This is a genomic window from Paraburkholderia jirisanensis, from assembly GCF_054782355.1.
Genome location: NZ_BAAGSQ010000033.1, coordinates 1,134,088 through 1,157,491, shown reverse-complemented (window position 1 = coordinate 1,157,491; position 23,404 = coordinate 1,134,088). Strand labels below are relative to the sequence as shown.

The 23,404-nt window shown below is 61.2% G+C and carries 22 protein-coding genes; 14 read left to right on the top strand and 8 right to left on the bottom strand.

Annotated features, from left to right (window positions below):
* Positions 1 to 11 precede the first annotated feature (11 nt).
* Both ACYVNQ_RS37190 and ACYVNQ_RS37185 read right to left on the bottom strand, forming a co-directional pair.
* A complete protein-coding gene (locus ACYVNQ_RS37190; RefSeq protein ID WP_460910728.1) occupies positions 12 to 1,115 on the bottom strand; it encodes an AI-2E family transporter in 1,104 nt (367 codons plus the stop codon).
* 173 nt (positions 1,116 to 1,288) lie between these two features.
* On the bottom strand, positions 1,289 to 1,792 hold the full coding sequence (locus ACYVNQ_RS37185; protein WP_460910726.1) for a hypothetical protein: 504 nt from the start codon (positions 1,790 to 1,792) through the stop codon (positions 1,289 to 1,291).
* Positions 1,793 to 2,075: 283 nt separating this feature from the next.
* Here ACYVNQ_RS37185 and ACYVNQ_RS37180 point away from each other — a divergent pair, with 283 nt between their 5' ends.
* The 7 genes from ACYVNQ_RS37180 to ACYVNQ_RS37150 all read left to right on the top strand — a co-directional run bounded on the left by ACYVNQ_RS37180 (position 2,076) and on the right by ACYVNQ_RS37150 (position 9,419).
* A complete protein-coding gene (locus ACYVNQ_RS37180; RefSeq protein WP_460910723.1) occupies positions 2,076 to 2,552 on the top strand; it encodes a YMGG-like glycine zipper-containing protein in 477 nt (158 codons plus the stop codon).
* 26 nt (positions 2,553 to 2,578) lie between these two features.
* The gene (locus ACYVNQ_RS37175) at positions 2,579 to 2,968 is read left to right on the top strand and encodes a hypothetical protein (RefSeq protein WP_460910720.1); all 390 of its coding nucleotides are present in this window, start codon (positions 2,579 to 2,581) and stop codon (positions 2,966 to 2,968) included.
* 6 nt (positions 2,969 to 2,974) lie between these two features.
* The gene (locus ACYVNQ_RS37170) at positions 2,975 to 4,726 is read left to right on the top strand and encodes a SulP family inorganic anion transporter (protein WP_460910717.1); all 1,752 of its coding nucleotides are present in this window, start codon (positions 2,975 to 2,977) and stop codon (positions 4,724 to 4,726) included.
* A 48-nt stretch (positions 4,727 to 4,774) separates the two neighbouring features.
* Entirely contained in the window at positions 4,775 to 5,449 is a 675-nt protein-coding gene (locus ACYVNQ_RS37165; RefSeq protein ID WP_460910714.1) for a VIT1/CCC1 transporter family protein, read from the top strand.
* A gap of 299 nt (positions 5,450 to 5,748) precedes the next feature.
* Positions 5,749 to 7,491, top strand: a complete 1,743-nt coding sequence (locus ACYVNQ_RS37160) for a SulP family inorganic anion transporter (protein WP_460910712.1) — start codon at positions 5,749 to 5,751, stop codon at positions 7,489 to 7,491.
* Positions 7,492 to 7,534: 43 nt separating this feature from the next.
* Positions 7,535 to 8,956: a DUF2252 domain-containing protein gene (locus tag ACYVNQ_RS37155; RefSeq protein WP_460910709.1), complete on the top strand. Its 1,422-nt coding sequence runs from the start codon at positions 7,535 to 7,537 to the stop codon at positions 8,954 to 8,956.
* A gap of 214 nt (positions 8,957 to 9,170) precedes the next feature.
* Entirely contained in the window at positions 9,171 to 9,419 is a 249-nt protein-coding gene (locus ACYVNQ_RS37150) for a hypothetical protein (protein WP_460910706.1), read from the top strand.
* Between the two features lie 74 nt (positions 9,420 to 9,493).
* Here the strand turns inward: ACYVNQ_RS37150 and ACYVNQ_RS37145 are convergent, their stop codons facing one another.
* Positions 9,494 to 10,078, bottom strand: a complete 585-nt coding sequence (locus ACYVNQ_RS37145; protein WP_460910703.1) for a BPSL1445 family SYLF domain-containing lipoprotein — start codon at positions 10,076 to 10,078, stop codon at positions 9,494 to 9,496.
* A 693-nt stretch (positions 10,079 to 10,771) separates the two neighbouring features.
* Here ACYVNQ_RS37145 and arcD point away from each other — a divergent pair.
* The 4 genes from arcD to arcC all read left to right on the top strand — a co-directional run bounded on the left by arcD (position 10,772) and on the right by arcC (position 15,602).
* Positions 10,772 to 12,229 carry an arginine-ornithine antiporter gene (gene arcD, locus ACYVNQ_RS37140; protein WP_460911268.1) on the top strand — a complete coding sequence of 486 codons (1,458 nt, stop codon included), beginning with the start codon at positions 10,772 to 10,774 and terminating at the stop codon, positions 12,227 to 12,229.
* Positions 12,230 to 12,249: 20 nt separating this feature from the next.
* Positions 12,250 to 13,503: an arginine deiminase gene (gene arcA / locus ACYVNQ_RS37135; RefSeq protein ID WP_460910701.1), complete on the top strand. Its 1,254-nt coding sequence runs from the start codon at positions 12,250 to 12,252 to the stop codon at positions 13,501 to 13,503.
* Positions 13,504 to 13,560: 57 nt separating this feature from the next.
* Positions 13,561 to 14,571 (top strand): ornithine carbamoyltransferase, encoded by a 1,011-nt coding sequence (locus ACYVNQ_RS37130; RefSeq protein ID WP_460910698.1) that lies wholly within the window; start codon positions 13,561 to 13,563, stop codon positions 14,569 to 14,571.
* 89 nt (positions 14,572 to 14,660) lie between these two features.
* Positions 14,661 to 15,602, top strand: coding sequence for a carbamate kinase (gene arcC, locus ACYVNQ_RS37125; protein WP_460911266.1), 942 nt, complete (start codon positions 14,661 to 14,663; stop codon positions 15,600 to 15,602).
* Between the two features lie 58 nt (positions 15,603 to 15,660).
* On the opposite strand, the gene ACYVNQ_RS37120 is transcribed toward arcC, so the two are convergent.
* Together ACYVNQ_RS37120 and ACYVNQ_RS37115 are read right to left on the bottom strand one after the other, a co-directional pair.
* Entirely contained in the window at positions 15,661 to 16,578 is a 918-nt protein-coding gene (locus ACYVNQ_RS37120) for a DUF2950 domain-containing protein (protein ID WP_460910695.1), read from the bottom strand.
* A gap of 11 nt (positions 16,579 to 16,589) precedes the next feature.
* Positions 16,590 to 18,029 (bottom strand): DUF3300 domain-containing protein, encoded by a 1,440-nt coding sequence (locus ACYVNQ_RS37115; protein ID WP_460910692.1) that lies wholly within the window; start codon positions 18,027 to 18,029, stop codon positions 16,590 to 16,592.
* Between the two features lie 448 nt (positions 18,030 to 18,477).
* Here ACYVNQ_RS37115 and ACYVNQ_RS37110 point away from each other — a divergent pair, with 448 nt between their 5' ends.
* Both ACYVNQ_RS37110 and ACYVNQ_RS37105 read left to right on the top strand, forming a co-directional pair.
* Entirely contained in the window at positions 18,478 to 19,494 is a 1,017-nt protein-coding gene (locus tag ACYVNQ_RS37110) for a BamA/TamA family outer membrane protein (protein ID WP_460910690.1), read from the top strand.
* A gap of 72 nt (positions 19,495 to 19,566) precedes the next feature.
* Positions 19,567 to 19,824 (top strand): RNA-binding protein, encoded by a 258-nt coding sequence (locus tag ACYVNQ_RS37105; protein WP_460911264.1) that lies wholly within the window; start codon positions 19,567 to 19,569, stop codon positions 19,822 to 19,824.
* Positions 19,825 to 19,936: 112 nt separating this feature from the next.
* Here ACYVNQ_RS37105 and ACYVNQ_RS37100 read toward each other — a convergent pair whose 3' ends face one another.
* The 3 genes from ACYVNQ_RS37100 to ACYVNQ_RS37090 all read right to left on the bottom strand — a co-directional run bounded on the left by ACYVNQ_RS37100 (position 19,937) and on the right by ACYVNQ_RS37090 (position 22,270).
* Positions 19,937 to 20,386 carry an ester cyclase gene (locus ACYVNQ_RS37100; protein ID WP_460910688.1) on the bottom strand — a complete coding sequence of 150 codons (450 nt, stop codon included), beginning with the start codon at positions 20,384 to 20,386 and terminating at the stop codon, positions 19,937 to 19,939.
* 143 nt (positions 20,387 to 20,529) lie between these two features.
* Entirely contained in the window at positions 20,530 to 21,282 is a 753-nt protein-coding gene (locus ACYVNQ_RS37095; protein WP_460911262.1) for an SDR family oxidoreductase, read from the bottom strand.
* Positions 21,283 to 21,613: 331 nt separating this feature from the next.
* The gene (locus tag ACYVNQ_RS37090; protein WP_460910686.1) at positions 21,614 to 22,270 is read right to left on the bottom strand and encodes a cysteine hydrolase family protein; all 657 of its coding nucleotides are present in this window, start codon (positions 22,268 to 22,270) and stop codon (positions 21,614 to 21,616) included.
* Between the two features lie 168 nt (positions 22,271 to 22,438).
* On the opposite strand from ACYVNQ_RS37090, the gene ACYVNQ_RS37085 reads away from it, so the two are divergent.
* The gene (locus ACYVNQ_RS37085; RefSeq protein ID WP_460911260.1) at positions 22,439 to 23,389 is read left to right on the top strand and encodes a DUF3348 family protein; all 951 of its coding nucleotides are present in this window, start codon (positions 22,439 to 22,441) and stop codon (positions 23,387 to 23,389) included.
* Positions 23,390 to 23,404 lie beyond the last annotated feature (15 nt).

The window sequence follows — 23,404 nt, the reverse complement described above, 5'->3', positions numbered from 1 at the left end:
TCCCCGCCGCGTCAAGGCGGGTTCTGTTGCTGGCTCGGCGCGGGTTGCGGCTGGTCGTTCACCCACCGCCAGAACAGCTGGTAACCCACCGCAAGCATCACGGGACCGATGAACAGGCCGATCACTCCACCGGTCACCATGCCGCCCAGCGCTCCGATCAGGACGACAGGCATCGGTACGGCGACGCCGCGCCCGAGCAGCAGTGGCTTGAGCACGTTGTCGGCGAGCCCCGCGATGAAAACATAGACCGAGAAGACAATCGTCCCGATGTTCACGCCCTCGGTCAGCATCACGAAGATGATGACGGGGATCGTGATCAATGTTGCAGGTAATTGCATGATGCCGATCAGCAGCACGGCAAGCGCGAGCAGTCCCGCGCCGGGAATGCCCATGACGATAAACGCGATGCCGATCAGCAACATCTGGATGAACGCGATTCCCACCACCCCCTGTGCGACCGCACGAATGGTGGCGGTGCACAGATCGGTGATCTGCGGTCCGTTCTCGGGCCCCGAGATTCGCGACGCAATCTGCACCGCGCTACGATAGCCCTTCTCGCCGTACGCCATCAGAATGCCCGCGACGATCAGCGCGAGGAAGAATACGAGCAGGCCCGCGCCGAGGCCCGTGACCGTGCCGAGCAGCGCAAGACCGGTTTCCCTCAGCTGCGGCGCAAACTTTTGCGCGAGTCCGGTGAGATCGGTCGAGGCCTGAGCCCAGAAGTCGTACAGCCGCTGGCCCACCACGGGCCAGTCGGCCACCGATGCAGCAGGCGCAGGAATGCGGAAACTCCCGCTTTTGAACACGCCCATCGCGCGCTCGATCGACACGCCGACCGCGACGCCCAGCAGATAGGTCGGAACAAGTATCACGGCAAACGCGACGAGGATAATCAGCGTGGCGATCAGACCGTCCTTTCCGCCGAGCAGGGCGCGCAGTTTTGTCTGTAGCGGATAGAGGGTGACTGCGAGAATCAGCGCCCAGACCATCAGGTTGAGAAAGGGCACGAAAATCCGGAAGCAGAAGACCGCCAGCACACCCACCAGTCCGGCCCGGATCAATACGTCGAGCAACTCTTTGGACAATACCCTGCGGCTAGTCGGCATAGGCAGCATCGATTGTCTCCTCCCGGCGCTTCGAGCGAGAGATTGGCCAACAGCCCTGGATGGGTTCGCACAAACCCGGCGATCAATGCGCCCGCTGCGAACATGTTAGGTTCCGCGGTCCTGCTCAGCCAATTGGACCAAGGTCTCACTCGCGCCCGCCGTCGCGAACGCAATGCATCGCGTCAGAAGCGGCCTCGCATGCTTGGGTCGCGCTCCATGTCCGGCGTTTTCTGGGTAAGGCGCAGCACACCCTGGTCGTCGAAGTAGAAGTTGAAGATCATGTAATTAATGTTGTTTTCCTGATAGCGATACGACCATACCTCGCGTTTCATCCGCTTGAAGTACGATTTTTCGAACGGGCGGCCGAAGTTGATCAGCACGTCGTCTCGCGTCCACTTATCGACCTGTGCGCGGTAGAACTCGTTCTCCTGCAGCACCTGGCGCATGCTCACTACCTTGCCGGCGGCGTCGAGATCGGCGACCGTGGTGGTCGTGCCCATCGGCTGGGTCGGCCACATCAGGCGTTTTCCACCATCCGGCAAATCGTAGGTTTCTTTAGGTGTTCCCAGTTTCGCTATCGCCGCGGATTCGTTCGCGCCGACTTCGACTTGCTGATGGGGCTGTGCGCACGCCGCAAGCAACCATGTTGCAGCGCATGCGCGCAACCACGCAGACCGTGTTTTCATGATCCCTCTCCCACTTACGGCGAAGGCAAATTCAAACACTTGGTGATCGACAAGAGTAGTACACGCAAGAGACATCTTCTATTGGATCAAAGTCCAATATCTTTTCGGCCTTACCTGCCCAATACTCGATCATCGGTGGTAATTCGCTTTAACAATAAAAAAACGAAACGCGAGCAACCCTCTCTGCCTTTGCAGAACCTGTCGGCCGGCACTGTCGCCATCACATCCACGCTTCGAACGGGCGGCGTGCTCAATTCAGCGCAAACCTCTTAAGGCACGATCCATGACACGAATAGTGCGAATTGGCTCGGCTTTGGCAATCGCCCTGCTAGCGGGCGACGCGTACAGTCAGCAACCGATCATCTATCCGGCAAAAGGTCAAAGCGCGCAGCAACAGGCGAGCGATACGGGTCAGTGCGAAGCGTGGGCCCGCCAAACCACAGGTGTCGATCCTGCGGCACTCGCGCAACGCTCCGCCAGCCAACCGCCACCACCGGGGCCGCAAGGCGAGCGTGTACGTGGCGCGGCGGGCGGCGCTGCGATGGGTGCGGCGATCGGTGCGATCGCGGGCGATGCAGGCAAGGGAGCGGCGATCGGTGCGGTAACGGGAACGGTCGGCGGTGGCATACGGCAGCGCCGTAATGCAAGAGCGGCTCAGGAGCAGCAGCAATACGTCGCGCAAGACAGTTCGCAACAAATGGCTACGTATAACCGTGCCATGTCGGCGTGCATGTCAGGGCGAGGCTACACGATCAACTAGTGTCGAGGCGACGGAAGATGACGACCGTGAAGAAAGTAATCGCAGCAATACTGTGCGCTATTGCCGGCATGCCACCGCTTCTCGCAGCGGATTTCGACGGCAAGACGTCGTTGATCTGCGCGAGCGTCGATGCGCACTCGTGCGATCCCGGTGTGATCTGCGATCGCTCGCTGCCGGCCGACATCGGCTTGCCGCAGTTTATGCGAATCGACTTCGCGAAGAAGACCATTGAGGGAACGTCTCGCTCGACGCCCATCGTTTCGTTCGACAAGAGTCCGACTCAGTTGCTGATGCAGGGTATGGAGCTTGGCTATGCATGGACGCTCGTGATTGACACCGCGACCGGCGAGATGACCTCGTCGGTTGTAAACAGCGATCATGCTTACATCATGTTCGGCGCGTGCACGCCGAAGTGACTGGCCATGCGACCTGACACGTCGATCCCCGACGACGGGCCCGAGGTAAAGCCCGCTCAACGGTGGTTGCGGTGGTTGCCGGGCGTCGTGATGTTGCGGGCGTATCAGCCCAGCTGGCTACCGAAAGACATCGCCGCCGGGCTGGTCCTGACCACCATGCTGGTGCCGGTCGGCATCGCCTATGCCGAGGCCTCAGGCGTGCCCGGTGTCTACGGGCTCTACGCGACCATCGTTCCGTTGCTCGCGTATGCGGTGTTCGGGCCCAGCCGGATTCTCGTGCTGGGCCCCGACTCGGCTCTGGCGGCGCCGATCCTGGCCGTGGTCATCGCAGTTGCGGCAGGCGATCCGTCTCGCTCCATTGCGATTGCCAGCATGATGGCGGTGGTTTCCGGCGCGTTCTGCATCCTGATGGGGCTGCTGCGTCTGGGCTTCATCACCGAACTGCTGTCGAAGCCGATTCGATACGGCTATATGAACGGCATTGCGGCCGCCGTTCTGATCAGCCAGTTGCCGAAACTGTTCGCCATTTCCATCGACGAAGCGGGTCCGATACGAGATCTGGCGAGCCTCGCTGACGCTATCTGGGCCGGCAAGACTAACTGGTACAGCTTTGCCGTGGGAGCGGGAAGCCTTGTGCTGATACTCGTCCTTAAGCGCTTCGAAAAAATTCCAGGCATTCTGATTGCCGTTGTAGTGGCGACGCTGTGCGTCAGCGCATTCAATCTCGATAGCCTCGGCGTCAAAGTGCTCGGCAAGATTCCGCAGGGCTTGCCCTCTTTTGCGATGCCCTGGGCGAGCGGAGCGGATCTGCTGAAGATCGTCCTTGGCGGCTGCGCCGTTGCGCTGATCGCTTTCGCGGATACGAGCGTGCTGTCGCGAACCTTCGCAGCACGGTTTCATAGCCGCGTCGACCCCAATCAGGAGATGGTCGGCCTGGGCGTCGCCAACCTGGCGGCGGGGTTTTTTCAAGGCTTTCCGATCAGCAGCAGTTCGTCGCGTACGCCGGTGGCGGAAGCCGCCGGCGCCAAGACGCAATTGACGGGCGTCGTCGGCGCATTGGCCGTCGCTGCGCTGCTGTTAGCGGCACCGAATCTGCTGCGCTACCTGCCCAACAGCGCGCTGGCAGCCGTGGTGATTGCGGCGGCCATCGGCCTGTTCGAAATTGCCGACCTCAAGCGGATCTATCGCATCCAGCAGTGGGAATTCTGGCTCTCGATGTTGTGCTTTGCGGGCGTCGCGGTTTTCGGTGCGATTCCCGGCATCTGCCTCGCCATCGTATTCGCGATCATCGAATTTCTATGGGATGGCTGGAGGCCTCACCATGCGGTGCTTGGCAGAGTGGAGGGGGTGCGCGGCTACCATGACATCACACGCTACCCACAGGCCGTGCGCATTCCCGGGCTGCTGCTTTTCCGGTGGGATGCGCCATTGTTCTTTGCCAACGCGGAGTTTTTCCAGGAGCGCATGTTTCAGGCCATCGATGCGTCGCCCACGCCGGTGCGCAGGGTTGTCGTGGCCGCCGAACCGGTCACCAGTGTGGATGTGACCTCTGCCGACATGCTGCGCGAACTGGTTCGACTGCTGCGCGAGCGCGGCATCGCGCTGCATTTCGCTGAATTGAAGGATCCGGTCCGCGACAAGCTGATGCGTTTCGAACTGATGCCGTTGATCGGTAGCGAACGATTTCATCCCACCGTGGATAGCGCTGTCGATGACTATCTCGACAACACGGGCGCCGACACGCAGCAAAGCCGATAAGCGTTGATTGACTGCTGCGCCAGTTGCCCAACGACCGGAGACATTCTCGTGAACGCACTTACCGATGAACGCGATGTCGACGCGCACGAGCCGGTTCTCGATACCGTCGACCGGGTCTCGGAGCTGTGCTTTGGTCTGTTCATGGCGCTGACTTTCGTCGGCACGGTGTCGGCGGCTACGGCCGGTGCGAATGCCGGGCAGAAAATGCTCTATACCGCGCTTGGCTGCAATCTCGCCTGGGGACTCGCCGACGCGCTGATGTTTCTGGTCCGCACGTTGACCAACCGCGGCAGGCGGCTGATGCTCGCGCTCGCCATCCGGAGTGCGCCCGACGCCGACGCCGGGCGCCGCGTGCTACACGACGCGTTGCCGAGCTTCATGCGCCCGCTGGTGGCGGATGACAACCTGGAGCCCATCCGGCTCAGGATCGCTTCGATGGCAGGCCTACCGGATCGCCCGCGCTTCGTGCAACGCGATTTCCTTGGGGCACTCTGCATTTTCATCATCATCGTGCTGTCGACGTTTCCGGTGGCGCTGCCGTTCATCATCTTCCGCGATGTACCGACTGCGTTGCTGGTGTCACGTGTTCTTACGCTGGTGATGCTGTTTGGCTGTGGGCTGGCTCTCGGCCGTTATGCCGGCTGGGGGCCATGGAAGGCAGGGGTTGCGATGATGGTCTTTGGCGTGCTGCTGACGATAGCCATCATCGCGCTGGGAGGTTGAGCTTAACGCACATGTCAACGGCGGATTTGGCGGCGCATCGACGAATCGCAATCCGAAGTATCCGACGCATCCGTTTAGAAGTCGATGTACATTGCGAGGTCAAGCCGGCCTGGACAACGGAATTCGCGCACATAGGCGTATTGGGTAGATCGCGTTCGGGTACCCAAAATCCGTGTTCATTGCCGGTCCGCGGCCTACACTGGATAGGTAGCACCGTTGGTGGCGTGAAAGCGCCCATCACTGGATGCTACGTTTGCCCCGATTCCGTGCTGAATCAGCTGAAGGAAAGGAGGCGCTCGATGATCGAAGAATCTCGCCTTGCCGGCGAAGTATCGAGCATGGCTCCGGTTACCGGCTGGCGCGCAGTATTTCCACCCGCGCAGTGGCTTCCCACCTATCGGCCTCGTTGGCTGGCGCGCGACGCGATCGCCGGGGTTACCCTCGCGGCCTACGGCATACCGGTGTCGCTCGCCTATGCGACGCTCGCGGGCCTGCCGCCGCAATACGGCATCTACTGCTATCTGGTGGGCGGCCTCGCCTATGCGCTATTCGGATCTTCGCGTCAACTCGCAATCGGCCCCACGTCGGCGATCTCGATGCTCGTCGGCGTGACGATTGCCGGCATGGCGGGAGGCGACCCCACACGGTTCGCCGCCATTGCCGCGCTCACTGCGATTCTGATCGCGGTAATGTGCGTATTCGCATGGATTCTGCGGCTCAGTTCGCTGGTCAACTTCATCAGCGAGACCATCCTGCTTGGCTTCAAGGCAGGCGCTGCACTTACGATCGCACTGACGCAATTGCCCAAGCTGTTCGGCGTGAAGGGGGGCGGCGAACAATTCTTCGAGCGCATTGCCGTGCTCGCTGGCCAACTTCCCGAAACCAACTGGGCCGTGCTCGCGTTCGGCGTGGGGACCTTGATCCTGCTGCTGTCAGGGGAAAAATTTCTGCCGGGGCGCCCGGTCGCGTTGTTGGTCGTCGTGGCGTCGATCGTCCTCCTGTCGGTTACGCCATTGGGTGCGCTAGGTTTCAAGGTTGTCGGCGCGTTGCCGAGCGGCCTGCCCGAATTCAATCTGCCCGCGCTTCGGGTACGCGACGTGGACGGCGTGATTCCGCTGGCGTTCGCGTGTCTGCTGTTGTCCTATGTCGAAAGCGTTTCCGCTGCACGTGCGATTGCGCGGGCGAACGGCTATGAAATCGACCCTCGTCAGGAGCTACTGGGGCTTGGTGCGGCCAATCTGGCCGCAGGCCTCTTTCAGGGATACCCGGTCGCGGGCGGCCTGTCGCAGTCCTCGGTCAATGACAAAGCCGGTGCAAAAACGCCGCTCGCGCTGGTGTTCGCTTCGGTCACGATTGCGCTGTGCCTGATGTTCCTGACCAGCCTGCTGACAAACCTGCCCAACGTGGTGCTTGCCGCGATCGTGCTGGTGGCGGTCAAGGGCTTGATCGACATCCGCGAGCTGCGTCACGTGTGGCGGGTCAGTCGCTACGAGTTCGCCGTGTCGATGGTGGCATTGGCCGCGGTTCTGCTGCTCGGTATTCTCAAAGGCGTGATCGTGGCAGTGGTGGTCTCGGTGTTATTGCTGATCCGGCACGCTGCGCACCCGCACATAGCCATTCTCGGCCGTATTCCAGGTACGTCCCGCTACTCGGATATCGAACGCCACCCCGACAACGAGGTGACGCCGGGCGTACTGATATTCCGCGTCGAAGCATCGCTGCTTTACTTCAACGCCGAGCATGTGCGCGCGACCATATGGTCGAAAATCCGCACGTGCGCCGCCCCCGTCAAGCTGCTGATATGCGACCTGTCCGCCTCGCCTGTAGTTGATCTGGCCGGCGCGCGCATGCTGTCGATGTTGGTATCCGCGCTATCGGCAGCCGGCATACGGCTGCGGATCATTGCCGCGCACGCGGACGCACGAGACTTGCTGCGCGCCGAAGGACTCGAAGAGCATGTCGGCCACTTGAGCCGTCGCACCGCAGCGGACGACGTGATCGATGAGTTCCTGCGCGACACCGGTACCAGGCGCGCGGGTTAGCAGGCGCGGGTCGCGAGGATCCACCTAACCAGGGGAAATGCACGTGAACAAGACCGTTCGTGGCCGGCGTATCAGCGCTGCACCTCAGGCAAAGACTGCCTGGCTGACCGTCGATGAGCGCGCAGCCCAGGGGCGGGCGCTGCGCGATGCAGTGCCGCGCGTATCGCATGCGGGATGGAGGCCGGGCCGCCATCGCCGCGACCCTATCGAGCTTCTGAGCGAATCCAACGAGGGCCGGATACCGGAGCTCGTGCCGATCCGCTTCGGCCGGATGTCCGCGTCGCCGTTTGCGTTCTACCGCGGCTCCGCCGCGTTGATGGCCGCCGATCTCGCTGCGACCCCGACCAGCGGAATTCGCGTGCAGGCGTGCGGCGATGCCCACCTGATGAATTTCGGCGGCTTCGCCACACCTGAGCGCAACGTGATCTTCGATATCAACGATCTCGATGAAACGCTGCCCGCGCCGTTTGAATGGGATCTCAAGCGGCTTGCCGCAAGCGTGGTGATCGCTGCACAACACCTGCAACTCTCCGACAGCGACGCTGCCCGCGTGGTCATCGACCTGGTACGCGAATATCGCGAACGAATGCACAACTACAGCGCGATGCGAGCGCTGGATGTCTGGTACGACAGAATCGATCTGCAGAAGTATCAAGACCGGGCCGGCGACCCCGCCATCGTATCTGCAGTACGCAAGCGCATTGCGGAACGGATCGAGATGGAGCGACAGAAGTCGGTGCCTGACCACTTGTATCCGAAGCTGGTTTCGCAGGATGGGGTGACGCCGAGGATCAAGGACGAGCCCCCGCTGATCTTCCATCCGACCGCCGAGCAGGCGCCCGGCCTCGAATCGGGATATGCGGCGGCGATCGCATCGTATCGGGACAGCCTGCCCGAGCATATCCGGATTCTGTTCGACCGTTTTCACTTCGTCGATATGGCGGTTAAGGTCGTCGGCGTAGGCAGCGTGGGGACGATGTGCTCGGTATGCCTGTTCATGGCAGCGGACAACGACCCGCTATTTCTGCAGGTAAAGGAAGCGCGAACCTCGGTGCTCGAGCCGTACGTCGGAAAGAGCGTGCATGGTAATCATGGCCAGCGCGTCATTGCGGGACAGCGCGCGATGCAGGCGGCCAGCGATCTGTTCCTTGGATGGACTCGCGGCATAAACGGTCGCGATTTCTACGTGCGGCAGCTTCGCGATATGAAGTTGTCTGCGATCATCGAGGATTGGGACACGCCGATCCTGCGGCAATACGCGCGCATGTGTGCACACGCGCTGTGCCGCGCGCATGCGCGCTCGGGCGATGCCGCGATGATTGCGGGCTACATGGGTTCCGGGCAGACCTTCGACGACGCGATCTGCGAATTCGCCACCGAATACAGCTCGCAGAATCGCAGCGACTATCGGGCGTTCGTTCGGGCAATCCGGGCAGGGCGGATCGATGCGCAGGCCGAGAATTAGCGTTGTGGCTGCGCGATAGCGGTTCTCTTCATCTCTTTTTCGATTTTGCCAAACATGTGCGTTCGCGCGATGCGCAGAAGTGTGTGGTCTCTCCGATCGGTGAAGGCGTCCGATTCCGAACCGGATGCCGCGTTGTAGTCTAGGATGTAGAAGTCAGAAAGCGAATGCTGGCCCGTTCGCCGGCACCGACCACAGCACCGGGGAGACATACTCCATGGGCTTCGTAGTGTCATTGGTGATCTTCCTCACTTCGACCGGCGTTCTTGTCAACGCTGCGGTATCGCCGACTCCGTCGGCAGCGATTGCGCCGGTCTCCATTTCCCACTCTAGTGAAGGCAGGGCCGCGCTTGCGCCGCTAAGCCCTGAGTTTGCTGACAAAGGAACCGTAACCTCAATAGGCTCTGCTGCCACCGCCAACAACATGGTGTCGGACGAACGTATAAACGCCAATGCGCACGACTAAAGCGCAAGCGGATAATCGTTGCTAAAGCCCGCGGATATTTTAGTTTTCGCGTTTGCAAACCTTTGCATCGCTGCTCAGATGTTGAGCGCGGTTACCTTCGTGCCAGCCAACGACACATCGGCCATCAAGCCTGCATTGGTCAGTACGATTACCTCGACCGGTGCTGTTGCGGTGGTCGTGTCGATCGCTCCGTTTGCGCCGACCTTCACAAGTGCGACAGAGGCGTCCCCTGCCACCGACCAGCCCTTGGAATTGCGGAACTGATTGAGCGCATCCTGTGTCATGAACAGAAAGATGAGTGCCTTCGACTGCACTCCGGCGGTGAGCCCGAACGATCCCGACGCGGTGCTGTAGTAGCCCACGGTTCCGGTACCGACTCGCAATGCGCCTTCTCCGTACTGTCCGCCAACGATGAAGCCGGCCTGGTACACCGAAGGGAACACGAGGACGCCTTGCGCCTTCGATATCAGCTCCTGCGAACCCTTTACCGAAGAAAGCAGGCGCAACATCGTGCCATCTACGCTCGCGTCGATCGATTGACGCTTTGCGGCATTCGAAGTCGCACTATCGGATCCTCCCGAAGAAGTGCTGCAACTGGCCAGCGACAGGCCCGCAACAGCCGCCGCAACGGCATTCACCAGAAAGTATCGCCTTTTCATTGTCATCCTCCGTTCGCGTATTTCGACCGCATCAACCGCGCATTCGCGATAGACATCTGACACGGAGCCTTCTCATCTAACTCGACCATGGCAGCGACTTCAGAACGATGCCGCGTCAGACGACTTCATCGTTTCCATATTGATCTGGAATAGGGGGCAGCAGGGAATGGTTGAGCTCGGCCGCGTTTGTGATGCAGCGCTCCTGGCGACGGCACTCGGACTATGGCTACAATCGATCCTCCCATGAAGAGTGTTCCTTGACGTGACAGAAATCTATTAGACCATGGTCCTATCCCTCCGATTTTTCACGCATACAGGATAGATTGGCCTGGCAAAGAATCTGGATAAACATGCCGGAGACCGTCACGGATAACTAAGCATTCGAATATAGAAGTCGCGATCTCTTCCACGCCACGCGCTCATTTTTTATATCGAACCTTGAACAATTGTACTTAATCTACCAGGATGAAAATGTAAATTACTCGATGTTGATTTTTGATATATATAAAGAGTTTTTTAAAATAGAATTAAAAACGACAATGCGGGCCGTGAAGCACTTCCATAGTGTACGCACCTTGTTCAAGGATCTAACAGACTGAATCGCTCGCTTCATCAATCCTGTTCTCGCCCGAACGCAGCTTAAAGGCCGGTGCCCGGTGCCAAACCGGAGCTCGCCTGATGCAAGGGGAAGATATGAATGACGCAACAGGAATCAGTCACGCGGAACCTGCAACCCACCGGCTCAGGCTCGGCGCGCTGACGGCGCTTGTCATCGGTTCCATGGTTGGTGGCGGAATATTCTCTTTGCCGCAAAACATGGCGGCTAGCGCGGATGTCGGGGCCGTGCTGATAGGCTGGGTTGTTACTGGCATCGGCATGCTGATGCTTGCTTTTGTTTTTCAGTCTCTGGCCATTCGCAAACCCGATCTCGACGGTGGCGTCTACGCGTATGCCCGGGCCGGGTTCGGCAACTACATGGGCTTCTCGTCCGCGTGGGGCTACTGGATCAGCGCGTGGCTCGGAAACGTCGGATACTTCGTCCTGCTGTTCAGCACACTAGGATATTTCTTTCCTGTCTTCGGCGAGGGCAACACGCCGCTTGCGATCGCCTGCGCGTCTGTGCTGCTCTGGTGCGTGCACGCGCTAGTGCTGCGCGGTATCAAGGAAGCCGCATTCGTGAATCAGATCACGACCGTTGCCAAGATCGTGCCGCTTGTCCTGTTCATCGTCATCTGCTTTTTCGCCTTCAAGCTGGATATTTTTACGGCGGACGTCTGGGGGAAAAGTAACCCAAAGATCGGCGACGTGATGAACCAGGTTCGTAACATGATGCTGGTCACGGTGTGGGTGTTTGTCGGCATCGAAGGCGCCAGCATCTTTTCGGCACGCGCGGAAAGACGCAGCGACGTGGGTAAGGCAACCGTCATCGGCTTTGTGACGGTGCTCCTCGTGCTGGTGCTGGTCAATGTGCTGTCACTCGGCATCATGACGCAGCCGCAACTCGCCGCGCTTCAGAACCCCTCGATGGCCGGCGTGCTCGAACATGTCGTCGGACACTGGGGCGCCGTGCTGATCAGCGTGGGCCTTGTGATTTCGCTGGCCGGTGCGTTGCTTTCGTGGGTTCTGCTATGCGCGGAGATTCTCTTTTCCGCAGCGAAGGACCGTACCATGCCCGCGTTTCTTCGCAAGGAAAATGCGAATAACGTGCCAGCCAATGCGCTTTGGCTGACCAACGCGATGGTGCAGATCTTCCTCGTCATCACGCTCTTTTCAAAAAGCACCTATCTATCGCTGATCTATCTCGCAACATCGATGATTCTCGTGCCGTATTTCTGGTCGGTGTCGTATGCGCTGCTGCTGGCAATACGTGGCGAGAGCTATGAACAGGCACGCACACAGGTGCGCCGTGCGGATCTGGTCGTGGCGGCGATCGCGGTGCTCTACGCGCTCTGGCTGCTCTACGCGGGGGGTGTCAAGTATCTGCTGCTGTCGGCACTGCTCTACGCGCCCGGCGCGATACTTTTCGCCAAGGCCAGGCGGGAAGCGAAAAAACAGGTTTTTACGTCCATTGAGAAAGTGATATTCGCCGTCGTCGTGATCGCTGCGGTCGCAGCAGCTGTCGGGCTTTATCAGGGGTTCCTGACGCTCTGATTCCGATATGGGAGAACACCATGAGTACCGAGGTCACCAGGCTCGGAGTCCATTCCGAGGTAGGCAAGCTGCGCAAGGTCATGGTGTCGTCGCCGGGACTCGCGCATCAGCGCCTGACGCCGAGCACCTGCGACGAACTGCTATACGACGACGTCATCTGGGTGAGCCAGGCGAAGCGCGACCATTTCGACTTCGTGAACAAGATGCGCGAGCGCGGCGTCGAGGTGCTCGACGTGCATAACCTTCTTACGCAGACGCTGGAGAGCCCCGAGGCCCGCGAGTGGGTGCTGGACCGCAGGATCAATGACGATAGCGTCGGGGTAGGTCTTAGCAACGAAGTGCGCGCGTGGGCAAATGCACTCGAGTCACGCAGGCTGGCGGAGTTTTTGATCGGTGGTGTGTCGATCGAAGACCTTCCTGCCAGCGATGTACCGCTTCTCAAGCTGTTTCGCGAATACGTGGGCTACTCAAGTTTTCTCGTCGCACCGCTACCGAACATGGTGTTTACACGCGACACAACCTGCTGGATTTACGGTGGCGTGACGCTGAACCCGATGTATTGGCCGGCCCGGCGGCAAGAGACGCTGCTCGCCACGGCGATCTACAAGTTCCACCCCAGCTTCACCCACGCGGAATTCGAAATCTGGTGGGGCGACCCCGATCGGGACCACGGCGCATCCACGCTCGAAGGCGGCGACGTGATGCCGATCGGCAAAGGCATCGTGCTGATCGGCATGGGCGAACGCACGTCGCGCCAAGCGGTCGGCCAGCTCGCGCGTGCACTGTTTGCGAAAGGCGCCGCGCAGCAGGTGCTGGTCGCCGGGTTGCCGAAGTCACGCGCGGCGATGCATCTCGATACGGTCTTCAGCTTCTGCGACCGTGATCTCGTCACGATTTTCCCGGAAGTGGTCGGGCAGATCGTCACCTTCTCGCTCAGGCCAGACGACAGGAACGTTTACGGCATGAGCGTCGAGCGGCAGGACAAGCCTTTTGTGCAGGCGGTGGGCGACGCGTTGGGTCTCAAGGAGTTGCGCGTCGTCGAAACGGGCGGAAACACGTTTGCCGCGGAGCGGGAGCAATGGGACGACGGCAACAATATGGTCTGCATCGAACCGGGTGTCGTGGTCGGTTACGACCGCAACACGTTCACCAACACCCAGTTGCGCAAGGCCGGTATCGAAGTGATCACGATCACGGCCAGCGAGCTGGGGCGCGGCCGCGGCGGCGGCCATTGCATGACCTGCCCGATTTTGCGTGACGTAGTCGATTACTGACCGGTTTGTGCCGCGCGCAAGACATTCTCACGCGGCGATTCGAGAACGGAGACACTCATGGCCTTCAATCTGCGAAATCGTAGCCTTCTCAGCCTGATGCATCACAGCACGCGCGATTTGCGCTATCTACTCGATCTGTCGCGCGACCTCAAGCGGGCGAAGTACGCGGGCACGGAACAGCAGCACCTGTCGCGCAAGGAGATCGCGCTGATCTTCGAGAAGACCTCCACGCGCACCCGTTGCGCTTTCGAAGTCGCGGCGCACGACCAGGGTGCGAATGTCACCTATATCGACCCGGCGTCGTCCCAGATCGGCCACAAGGAAAGCATGAAGGACACCGCTCGCGTGCTCGGCCGCATGTACGATGCGATTGAGTATCGGGGTTTTAGCCAGGAGATCGTCGAAGAACTGGCGAACTATGCGGGGGTGCCGGTTTTCAACGGGCTGACCGATGAATACCACCCGACGCAAATGCTGGCCGACGTATTGACGATGCGTGAACACGCTGACAAGCCGCTGCACGACATCAGTTACGCTTACCTCGGCGACGCGCGCAACAACATGGGCAATTCGCTGCTGCTGATCGGCGCGAAACTCGGCATGGACGTGCGCATCGCAGCGCCGAAACTGCTCTGGCCGAGCGAAGAGCATGTCGCCGCATGCCGGGAATTCGCCAGCACTAGCGGCGCACGCATCATGCTGACCGAAGATCCCAAAGAAGCGGTCAAGCAGGTGGACTTCATCCACACCGATGTCTGGGTCTCGATGGGCGAACCGGTCGAAGTCTGGGACGAACGCATCAAGGAATTGCTGCCGTACCAGGTGAACCTGGCGTTGATCGAGTCGACCGGCAACCCGCGCACGAAGTTCATGCACTGTCTGCCTGCGTTTCACAACAGCGACACGAAGGTCGGCAAGCAGATCGCCGAGCGTTATCCGCATCTGGCGAACGGCATCGAAGTGACGGAAGAGGTATTCGAGTCCGATTACAACATCGCGTTCGAGCAGGCGGAAAACCGGATGCATACGATCAAGGCGATTCTTGTGTCGACCTTGGGCGACCTCTGATCGTGTATTGCGTGCGCTCCGGCTCGCGCGTCGGCGCAGGCCGCGCGGCGCTTTAACACCAGCGGCCGCGCTATCTTTGGGAGGGTTCTATCGTGCGCCTTGTCATTGCTTTGGGCGGTAACGCGCTATTGCAGCGCGGCCAGCCCATGACGGAAAGCCAGCAGCGCGAGAACGTCAAGGTCGCCGCCGCGCAGATTGCGAAAATCGCGACGGGTAACGAACTGGTGATTGCGCACGGCAATGGTCCGCAAGTCGGTTTGCTGGCGTTGCAAAGCGCGGCTTACAAGGAAGTCTCGCCGTATCCGCTGGATGTGCTCGGCGCGCAGACCGAGGGCATGATCGGCTATATGATCGAACAGGAACTGGGCAACCTGCTGCCGTTCGAGGTACCGTTCGCCACGCTGCTGACGCAGGTCGAAGTCGATCCCGCCGACCCCGCGTTCAAGCATCCGACCAAGCCGATCGGACCGGTTTATACAAAGGACGAAGCGCAGCGTCTGGCCAGCGAAAAAGGCTGGAGCATTGCGCCGGACGGCGACAAGTATCGTCGCGTGGTAGCGAGCCCGCGGCCGCAGCGGATCTTCGAAATCCGGCCGGTCAAATGGCTGCTCGAAAAGGGAACGATTGTGATCTGCGCCGGGGGCGGTGGCATTCCAACATGCTATGCGGAGAACCGCCAGTTGCGCGGCGTGGAGGCCGTGATCGACAAGGACCTGTGCTCCGCGTTGCTCGCGCAGGAGCTCGAAGCCGATCTGCTGGTGATCGTCACCGACGTCAACGCCGCTTATGTCGAGTGGGGCACGCCGACGCAGAAGGCGATTTCCTGCGCGCATCCGGATGAACTCGAGAAGCTGGGTTTTGCATCTGGATCGATGGGGCCGAAGGTTCAGGCAGCGATCGAATTCGCGCGCAACACGGGAAAGGACGCCGTGATCGGCGCGCTACCGGATATCGTGGCAATCGTCGGGCGTGCGGCGGGCACGCGGGTCAGCATGCGTGAGCGCGGGATGCAGTTTTACGCACCGGCCTGACGCGCTATCCGGTCAGGTCTGGGAATGGCGGACGCTCCACTGCTGCATACGGTTCGCATCAAGGCGCGACTTTCGTCCATCCCGGTCCGGGATCGAACGACTTCATCGCGCTTGCAATGGCTGCGCCATCTGGGCCCAGGTCTCGCTCATAGACCTGGCCCGCATGGCTCACCATAAAGGTCTTGATGCCGGTGTCGTCGTATCGCACCGGCCACGCGATCACCGCAAAGCCACCGAACAAACGGCCGTGCGTCATATAGTCATAGGCACCACCCGGCGCGTGCGAGCCCTGCGACGTGAGCAGTTTGTAGTGGTAGCCGTGATAGCCGGCGTCTGCGGTCTTGCGGGTACCCGCCTTGATAAACGCCGCGCCTAGCGGACTCGGCGGTTCGTCTGCCTGCGTCGGCCAGTAGAGGCCGTCCTGTTTGCCGGGCGAGCTCGATAGCTTCGATGCATAGGCTAGCAACCCGTCGCCGTTGTGATCGGTCGACGCATATTCGCGCTGCGCATCGTAGACCGCGAGCATCGCCTGGATCACCGCGAGTTCATTGCGCCCGATCCGGCGCACCCGCATTTCCTCGACGCCGGCGTGCGTATCGAAGTGCCAACCATGTGCGCTTTTCACTAGCGGTATCGGCAGTGTCCAGCCGTCGTCGCCGACCGCTATCCGGGCGTGGGTCGCGTCAACCGTGTGAACCGTGTGCGATATCCCCCATTCGTCAATGAAGCGACTGCGCACTTGCGCATCGACTGGCGGAATCAGCTGGCGAAAGTCGCGCCCGAAGATCGATTGCAACGCGCCTTCCTGGTTGTTGATGACGGCATCGCCGAAGGCGTCCATTGCGGCTTGCGGTGTACTGAAGTTCTGCTCCGCATGAGCGGTGGACAGGGATGCGGCGCCGCACAGACACACGACCGCGGCTACGTGAGACAAGCCGGAAAGCAAGCCGGGCGGGAACCGTGACCAGAGCTTCATGCCGTTATCTCCTAGCGCCTGCCGCCGCGCATGCCACCGCCACCGCCACGCATGCTGCCGCCGCCGCTTGGCCGGTTAAAGCCAGAGCTTTGCGCGCTGGCGCGTCCACGATCGGCGCTGCGCTGTGCGGAATTGCCGGCGCCCACGCCTTGAAATGCGTTGTCGCGTCCGCCACCGCCGCCGCCGATCTGATCGCTCGCGCGGCTGACGTTGCCGGCGCCCGCGCTGCCGCGGTTCGACGTGCCGCCGCGATCGCCGAAGTCTGAACGGTTCGCTGCCGTTGCACCGTTGTTGTTACGGCCTGCGCGGTCAGCAGTGGTTGCGCGATTACCCGCGCCTGCGCGGTCAGCGGTAGTCGCACGGTTACCCGCTCCGGCACGATCGGCTGTCGCCGCGCGATTACCCGTGCCCGCACGATCGGTCGCGCTGGCACGCTGATTGGTGCCGTTATTGCGGCCGCGAAAATCGGACCGTCCTTCGGCGCCTGGCACGTTGCCCGCGTACTTGTTGCGCGTTGCGTTGTCGCGATACGCGACACCCTGACGATGACTCGCATCATGCTGCCAGCGATTGCCGTTACCTTGCACCTTCGTGCGATCGAAGTTGCGATCGATATTGGCCGCTTTATTCACATTGATATTGACGTCGCCGCCGCCCCAGTTGCAGTTGCTGAAAATCGCGCCTGCCGCGGCAAGTCCCACGCCCCATGCAAAGCCGGTTGCGAGCGCAGCGCCTGGGTAGTAAGCCGGATAGGGCGGCCAATAGTACGGTGGAGTCGGATAGGTCCACGTGCCATAGACGACAGTCGGGTTATAGGCCGGCACGTAAATCACCTGTGGATTGGTCGGCTCGATGCGCACGATGGTGGTGCCGCCGCTTGCCGGCGCAGGCTCGACTACCACCTTTTGCTGTTCCGTCGATTTGAGATTGCCCGACTCCTGCGCTCGCGCGCGCAGTCGCTGAATCGCCGCGAACACGTCTTTTTCCTGCGCCAGAAACGCATCGCCGAGCTTTTGCGTCCAGTCGAGCTTGTCGTTCATCGGCTCGAGGATTTGCGGGAACGCGACCATCGATTTCACGCTGACGTCCCACGGCTGACTCTCGACAGCCTTGACGGCGGCATCGCCCTTCACCTTCGGGTTGGCCTTGACCCAGCGTGCGGCGTGGACGATTTCAAGCGGATAAGTCGACGCCATCAGCACTTGAGAAAGCACGGAGTCCGGATAAAGTGCAATCGGCGCGACCAGCGCTTCGATCTCTTCTGGCTTGAACGGAGCCGGCTGGCTGGCCTGTGGGGCTTGCCCGGGCTGAGCGAGTGGCGCAGGCTGCGGCTGGGCGGGCTGAGACCCTGCGGGCGGCGTTTGCGCATGCGTGATACCCGCGGCTGATGTCACCAGGACGAGCAGCCACATGCGCACGGCTTTGGCCCTTCGTTGATTACGCAAGGACATAGCCGCTCCCTGGTGGGGCTTCAACTCAATACGATGTTAGATCATTCACCGCGATTGTGTGATGCGATTTTCGCATGCAGATGAAAATGCCAACACATGGCGATTAAAACATTGATGTGAATTGCTAAAGACATGCGTTAAAAATTTTTAACGTGCAGCGCCTGATTAGCGGATATTCATCGAGCCGGCGACACTCGACAGCGGTGCGCATCGAAAGACCATGAGCTCGCTTTTCCAGAATCACTTCATGGTGTATCAATCCGATGGTGGGCTTTAACTCTCCAAAGGAATTGCGATGCCAGCCGGAAGCTCGCGACGCCGTTCCCGTCCGTCCTGTCTCCATCAGCGTGCCGCCATCGCGTTGCTTGCGGCCTCGCTCTCGCCTTTGAGCGTCGCCATTGCCGGCGAAAGCCTGCCCGAAGCCACCCATGCCAGCGCCGGGTGGGACATGAGCAACTTCCTGCTGCGTGGCAATGGCGTATTGCCGGTCCCGATCTTCATCACCGAGCCGGCGATAGGCTATGGACTCGGCGTCGCGTTGCTGCATTTCAGCCTGCCCGACAACACCGACGGCGACCCGTCCGCATCGGGCGACGACAAGACAAGCCGCCCGAACATCACCGGGATTGCCGGCTTTGCGACCGGAACCCATAGTTGGGGCGCCGCGGCGCTTCATACGCATTCATGGGACGACGACCGGATCCGCTATACCGGCGTAATCGGCAAGATGAGTCTGCATCTGACTTATTACGGCATTCAGCAACAGGCGCGCTCGTATCAGCTGGATGGCTTCGCGATGTTCCATGAGTTGCTGTTTCGGATCGGCGATTCGAGGTGGTACGTTGGCCCGCGGTACACGTTTTTCGATTCGCATACGCGATTCGACTTCGGCATACCGACCGATCAAGGAAATTTCGTCGCCGAACAGCGCGTGGCAAAAGGCGGTTTCGTCACCAGTTACGATTCGCGCGACAACAATTTCTATCCGTCTTCAGGCACATATGCGCAATTCGTCGCCGAATTCGCACGCGGTGGATTGGGCAGTACGTCGGACTTCGAAGTGCAGTCAGCCAAGGCCTTTCACTGGATGCCGATCGGCGAGCGATGGGTGCTGGGCCTGCGGGTCGACAGCGGTTTTTCGCAAGGGGATATCCCGTTCTTCGCGCAGCCGTTCGTGATACTGCGCGGTGTGCCCGCCGCGAAGTATCAGGACCGCAATCAGTTGACCACCGAGGCCGAATTACGCTGGAATACGACGCCGGACTGGTCGGTCCTCGGGTTCGCCGGCGTCGGCCGCGCGTATGGCCAGCTTCACTCGTTTTCCGAGGCGCCTGTCGCATATGGATTCGGCGCAGGTTTTCGCTATCTGCTCGTGCGCAAGATCGGACTGACGATGGGCATCGATATCGCGCGCGGGCCGAGTCAGAATGCGCTCTATATCCAGATCGGCAGTCCGTGGCGATGAACCCGTGTCCTACAATGAAACGAAGCATGACGTCAGTCAGGCCGACGGACGGTCGATCAGCAGGAGGTCATGATGGCAGAGCTCTGGGTGGGAAATATTGAAAGCGCAACAAGCGACGAAGAAATCAGGACATTTCTGTGCGGCTACGGCTTTCCGCCATTCGACTCGATTCAACGCGTCGAAGGAACGGGCGCGCGCCCTGCCGTGCTGCTCGGATTCGACGACGTAGGTGCGTATGCGCTGCGCAACCTGCAACCGCGCGTGCACAACCTGTTCTGGAAAAACCGCACGCTGATGGTCCAGGTGATGCCCGAACGCGACGAGTCCTGACGCTTGTGTCAAAGCGTCACGTTGATAACGCGGGCCTGGTTGCTCCCAGGCCCGTCGTGGCGCTACATCTATTCAGCATGGCCAGGCAACATTGAAAGCGTCGCCCCTCCGATCACGCCGCCTTGATGAGGCCGAGTTGCCCCAAGGCGGTCACGCCGTCATCCAGACCGATTTCTTCGACAATCTTGCCGTCCTTGAGCCGAAGCACCGTCGTGCCGGTAAAGTGCATCTTCCTGCCGGTCGCAGCCGGTAACGATCCGGCAAGAAAATCGCCGAATGCCGCGCCGCTATGCGTACCGCCGCCTTCCCAACGGCCGACTACATAATCTCCTTCGGCGATGAGATCGGCGGCACCCCAGAAGTTCAGGTCCGGGAATGCTTCGCGGAAATCGGCCATGAACGCCTTGATGTCGTCGCGGCCACGGCGCGGCTCGTGCAGCGAATAGTGCAGAAGCATGTCGGGTGTGGCAAGTTCGTCAACAATGTCAAGGTTGCAGGTCTTTCCCCAGAAATCGGTGAACCAGCGGCCTACGATGGCCTTGTTGTCATCTTCTTTGGACATGGTGAATTCCTCATTGACTGTGGTCAAACAAGAGCAACACGAGCGCCGCTCCATGCCTGAACAATATCGACGCAAACAGTCGACAGCCCCCCGTTTCTTGCCGCGTTACTCGAAGAGCGTTGCGTGAACATCGGAGCACCAAATCAAGCTTTCCTGGCCTGCGCCAGCCACTGGTCGAGGCTGATGCGCCCAATCCGCGCGTCGCCGAGCGGCACGAGCGATCGTTCCTCGACGAGGCCACCGTAATACCGCGCGTCGCGATCCGTCACCACCGGGCGCGCGTCGCCCACGGACTTCAAATAACGCCCGACAATCTCCGCGAAGGGCGCACGGTCCGGGCCGGCGATATCGATGGTGCGGTTCAGCGCCGGGCCCGCCGCGACCTGCGCGAGGGACGCCGCAACGTCATCGGCCGCGATCGGCTGAAACAATCCGTCGCCGAGGCGCACCGTGCCGTTGACCACGCTGAAATCGGCGATACCGCCGATAAACTCCATAAATTGGGTCGCGCGCACGATCGAATACGGTACGCCCGCTGCTTCGATGGCCTTTTCCTGCGCGACCTTGGCAACGAAATACGCGTTCTCCGGCGAGCGATCGCATCCGACGATCGATAGCGCAACGTGATGGCGTACCCCCGCGGCTATTTCTGCCTGGCCGAGGTTGCGTGCCGAGGTGAGGAAGAAATCGAGCACGGCCTGCGGCTCCCATGACGGCGCATTCGTCACATCGACAACCGCGTCCGCTCCGGCGAGCGCGTTGCTCAGTCCCTCGCCGGTCACGGCGTTGACACCGCTACGTGGCGACGCGGCAAGCGCCTCATGTCCCGCCGCGCCGAGCAGTGCGACGACACGCGACCCGATCAGGCCGGAACCCCCGATTACGACGATCTTCATGGCAGATTCTCCAGAAAGAAAAACAGTTGACGCGGATGCGTAGCGCGCATGGGGAAGTGTGCGCCGCCGTCGCATCGCGTGGGACTATTGTGGAAGAATCATGCCGCGCCGATAAGAGCAAAGAATGGCGAGTGCGACGAGTACGATCCGTTTGTGCGCGTCGTTTCCGCTTTGTGTGTCCGTGAGGCTGCCGTGAGCGGGCGCGGCTGCATGGAGCGTGATCTTCGGCGGCGAGCCATCCGTATGTGTCGTCCGGTTGCGCGCCGTTAGGCAGCACGATGCCGCTGCCGGTGCGCGATGTTGGCACACATGAACGCCGCGTAGCTGCGCGCTACGCCAGCAACGCCAACGCGTCGACCAGCGAGAGTACCGTGGTGCGCGAATCGAAGGCTGTCGAAAAGAGATGATCGTGCACGACCGGATCCGGGTCGTAGCAGCAATCCTTGACCGTAAACAGGCGGAAGTCCGCGTCGCTCGCGTAGGCAACCGACGACAGCACGACACCCGTCGACGCGATACCCACCATGAGCAGCGTGTCGATGCCCTCTGCGGCGAGGCGCGCCTGCAGACCGGTGCCGAAGAACACACTGGCGCGATGCGCGAGGATCAGCGGTTCGCTGTCGAGCCTGCCGAGTTCCGGCGAGATCGCATCGTCGATGAACAGGCCGAGCTGCCTGATTCCCTGGCCGTTCTTGTTCCGCGGGCTGACTTCCGGATAACCTGGGCTGAAGTGGAGTTGCGCGAAATAGACGCCGACGCCTTTGTCCCGGGCCGCGTCGCACAGCTTGCGCGTATTCGCGAGCAAGGTAGGCGCAACGGATGGAAAGAGCCCGACGATGTCAGTCTGATAATGCATGACCAGCAGCGCGGTCCGCGCCGGCACGAGCGCTGGAACCGGTGTGCTGACGCGCTGCGGCGCGGCGGCGCTTGCCGTGTCCGGAGGCGGCTCGGCCGGGCCTGCCGGCGCAGATTCGAGGCGTGGCGACATGAGGGCGACGCCAGGGCGACGCGACAAAAAAGATGGTCGACTCTACCACGGGCGCCATCCAGCCAGGCCTCGAATGACCCTCCGGCTTCATGCCCCGCTTTTCGCCGGCCGCGCTCACCCGGCCGACGCCCGCCGCCGGTGTAAACTACCCGGTTTTTGCGCAAGGAAATCATGCAGCTTCCGCAGCGCAGCCCTTACAGCGGCGCGGCGCTCGTCCGCGTGCTGGCGCGTCTGGCGCAGACCGGCGTGCCCGCTTCCGATGTGTCCTTGCCGGACCGCCTGAGCCAGTGGCTCGGCTGGACCGACGCCATTGCGTTGTCCAGCGCGCTCGACGCGGGCGCGAGCGCGCCTGCCGGCGCTCAGACAGCACGCGGCGATGCCACGGTGGCCACCCTGGAGGCGGCGCTGTGCGCGCGCGCGCGTGCCACGCTGACTGACGCGATCGACGCCTGCCGGCCCGGCGCGAAGATACGGCGCGGCGGCGCATCGATCGGCGGGCGAGACGTCGCGACGCGCAATCGCGTCGAAACCCGCATCGAAACCGGCGTCGAAGCAGACGCCGGCGCGATCGGTTTTGCGCCGTTCGGCCAGCAATACCAGGCACAGCAGCAGTCGATGGAAACCGCCATCGACGAATTGCGCAACCGGCTGAGGGCGATGCTCGCCACGCGAGGCGAGGCTCACGCGCGCCTCGCGCTGGTCGATGCGACGATGGCGCGCGCGCTCGATGCCCGCGAGCGTACGTTGCTCGGCACGGTACCGTCGATGCTCGAAGCGCATTTCGTGCGACTGCGCGACACGGCGATCGCGGCGGAAGAAGCCGCGACGCAAGCGCGCGACGACGAAGCGGCACACCCAAGCGCCGACGAAGCCGAAAACGGACGCGCCGACGAAGCTGCAAACGAAGCTATGAGCGAAGCTGCGAACAAAGCCACAGAAAAAGTCACAGAAAAAGCCGCGGAAAAAGCCACCGTCCGCGGCCAGAACACCGCGGCCGCGCCGCCCGCCAGCGCGTGGCTCGACGCATTCCGCGAAGACATGCACGCGGTGCTGCTCGCCGAACTCGACGTTCGTTTTCAACCGGTCGAAGGGCTGCTTGCGGCCTTGCGCGCCCGCTAACACGGACCTCTGCAG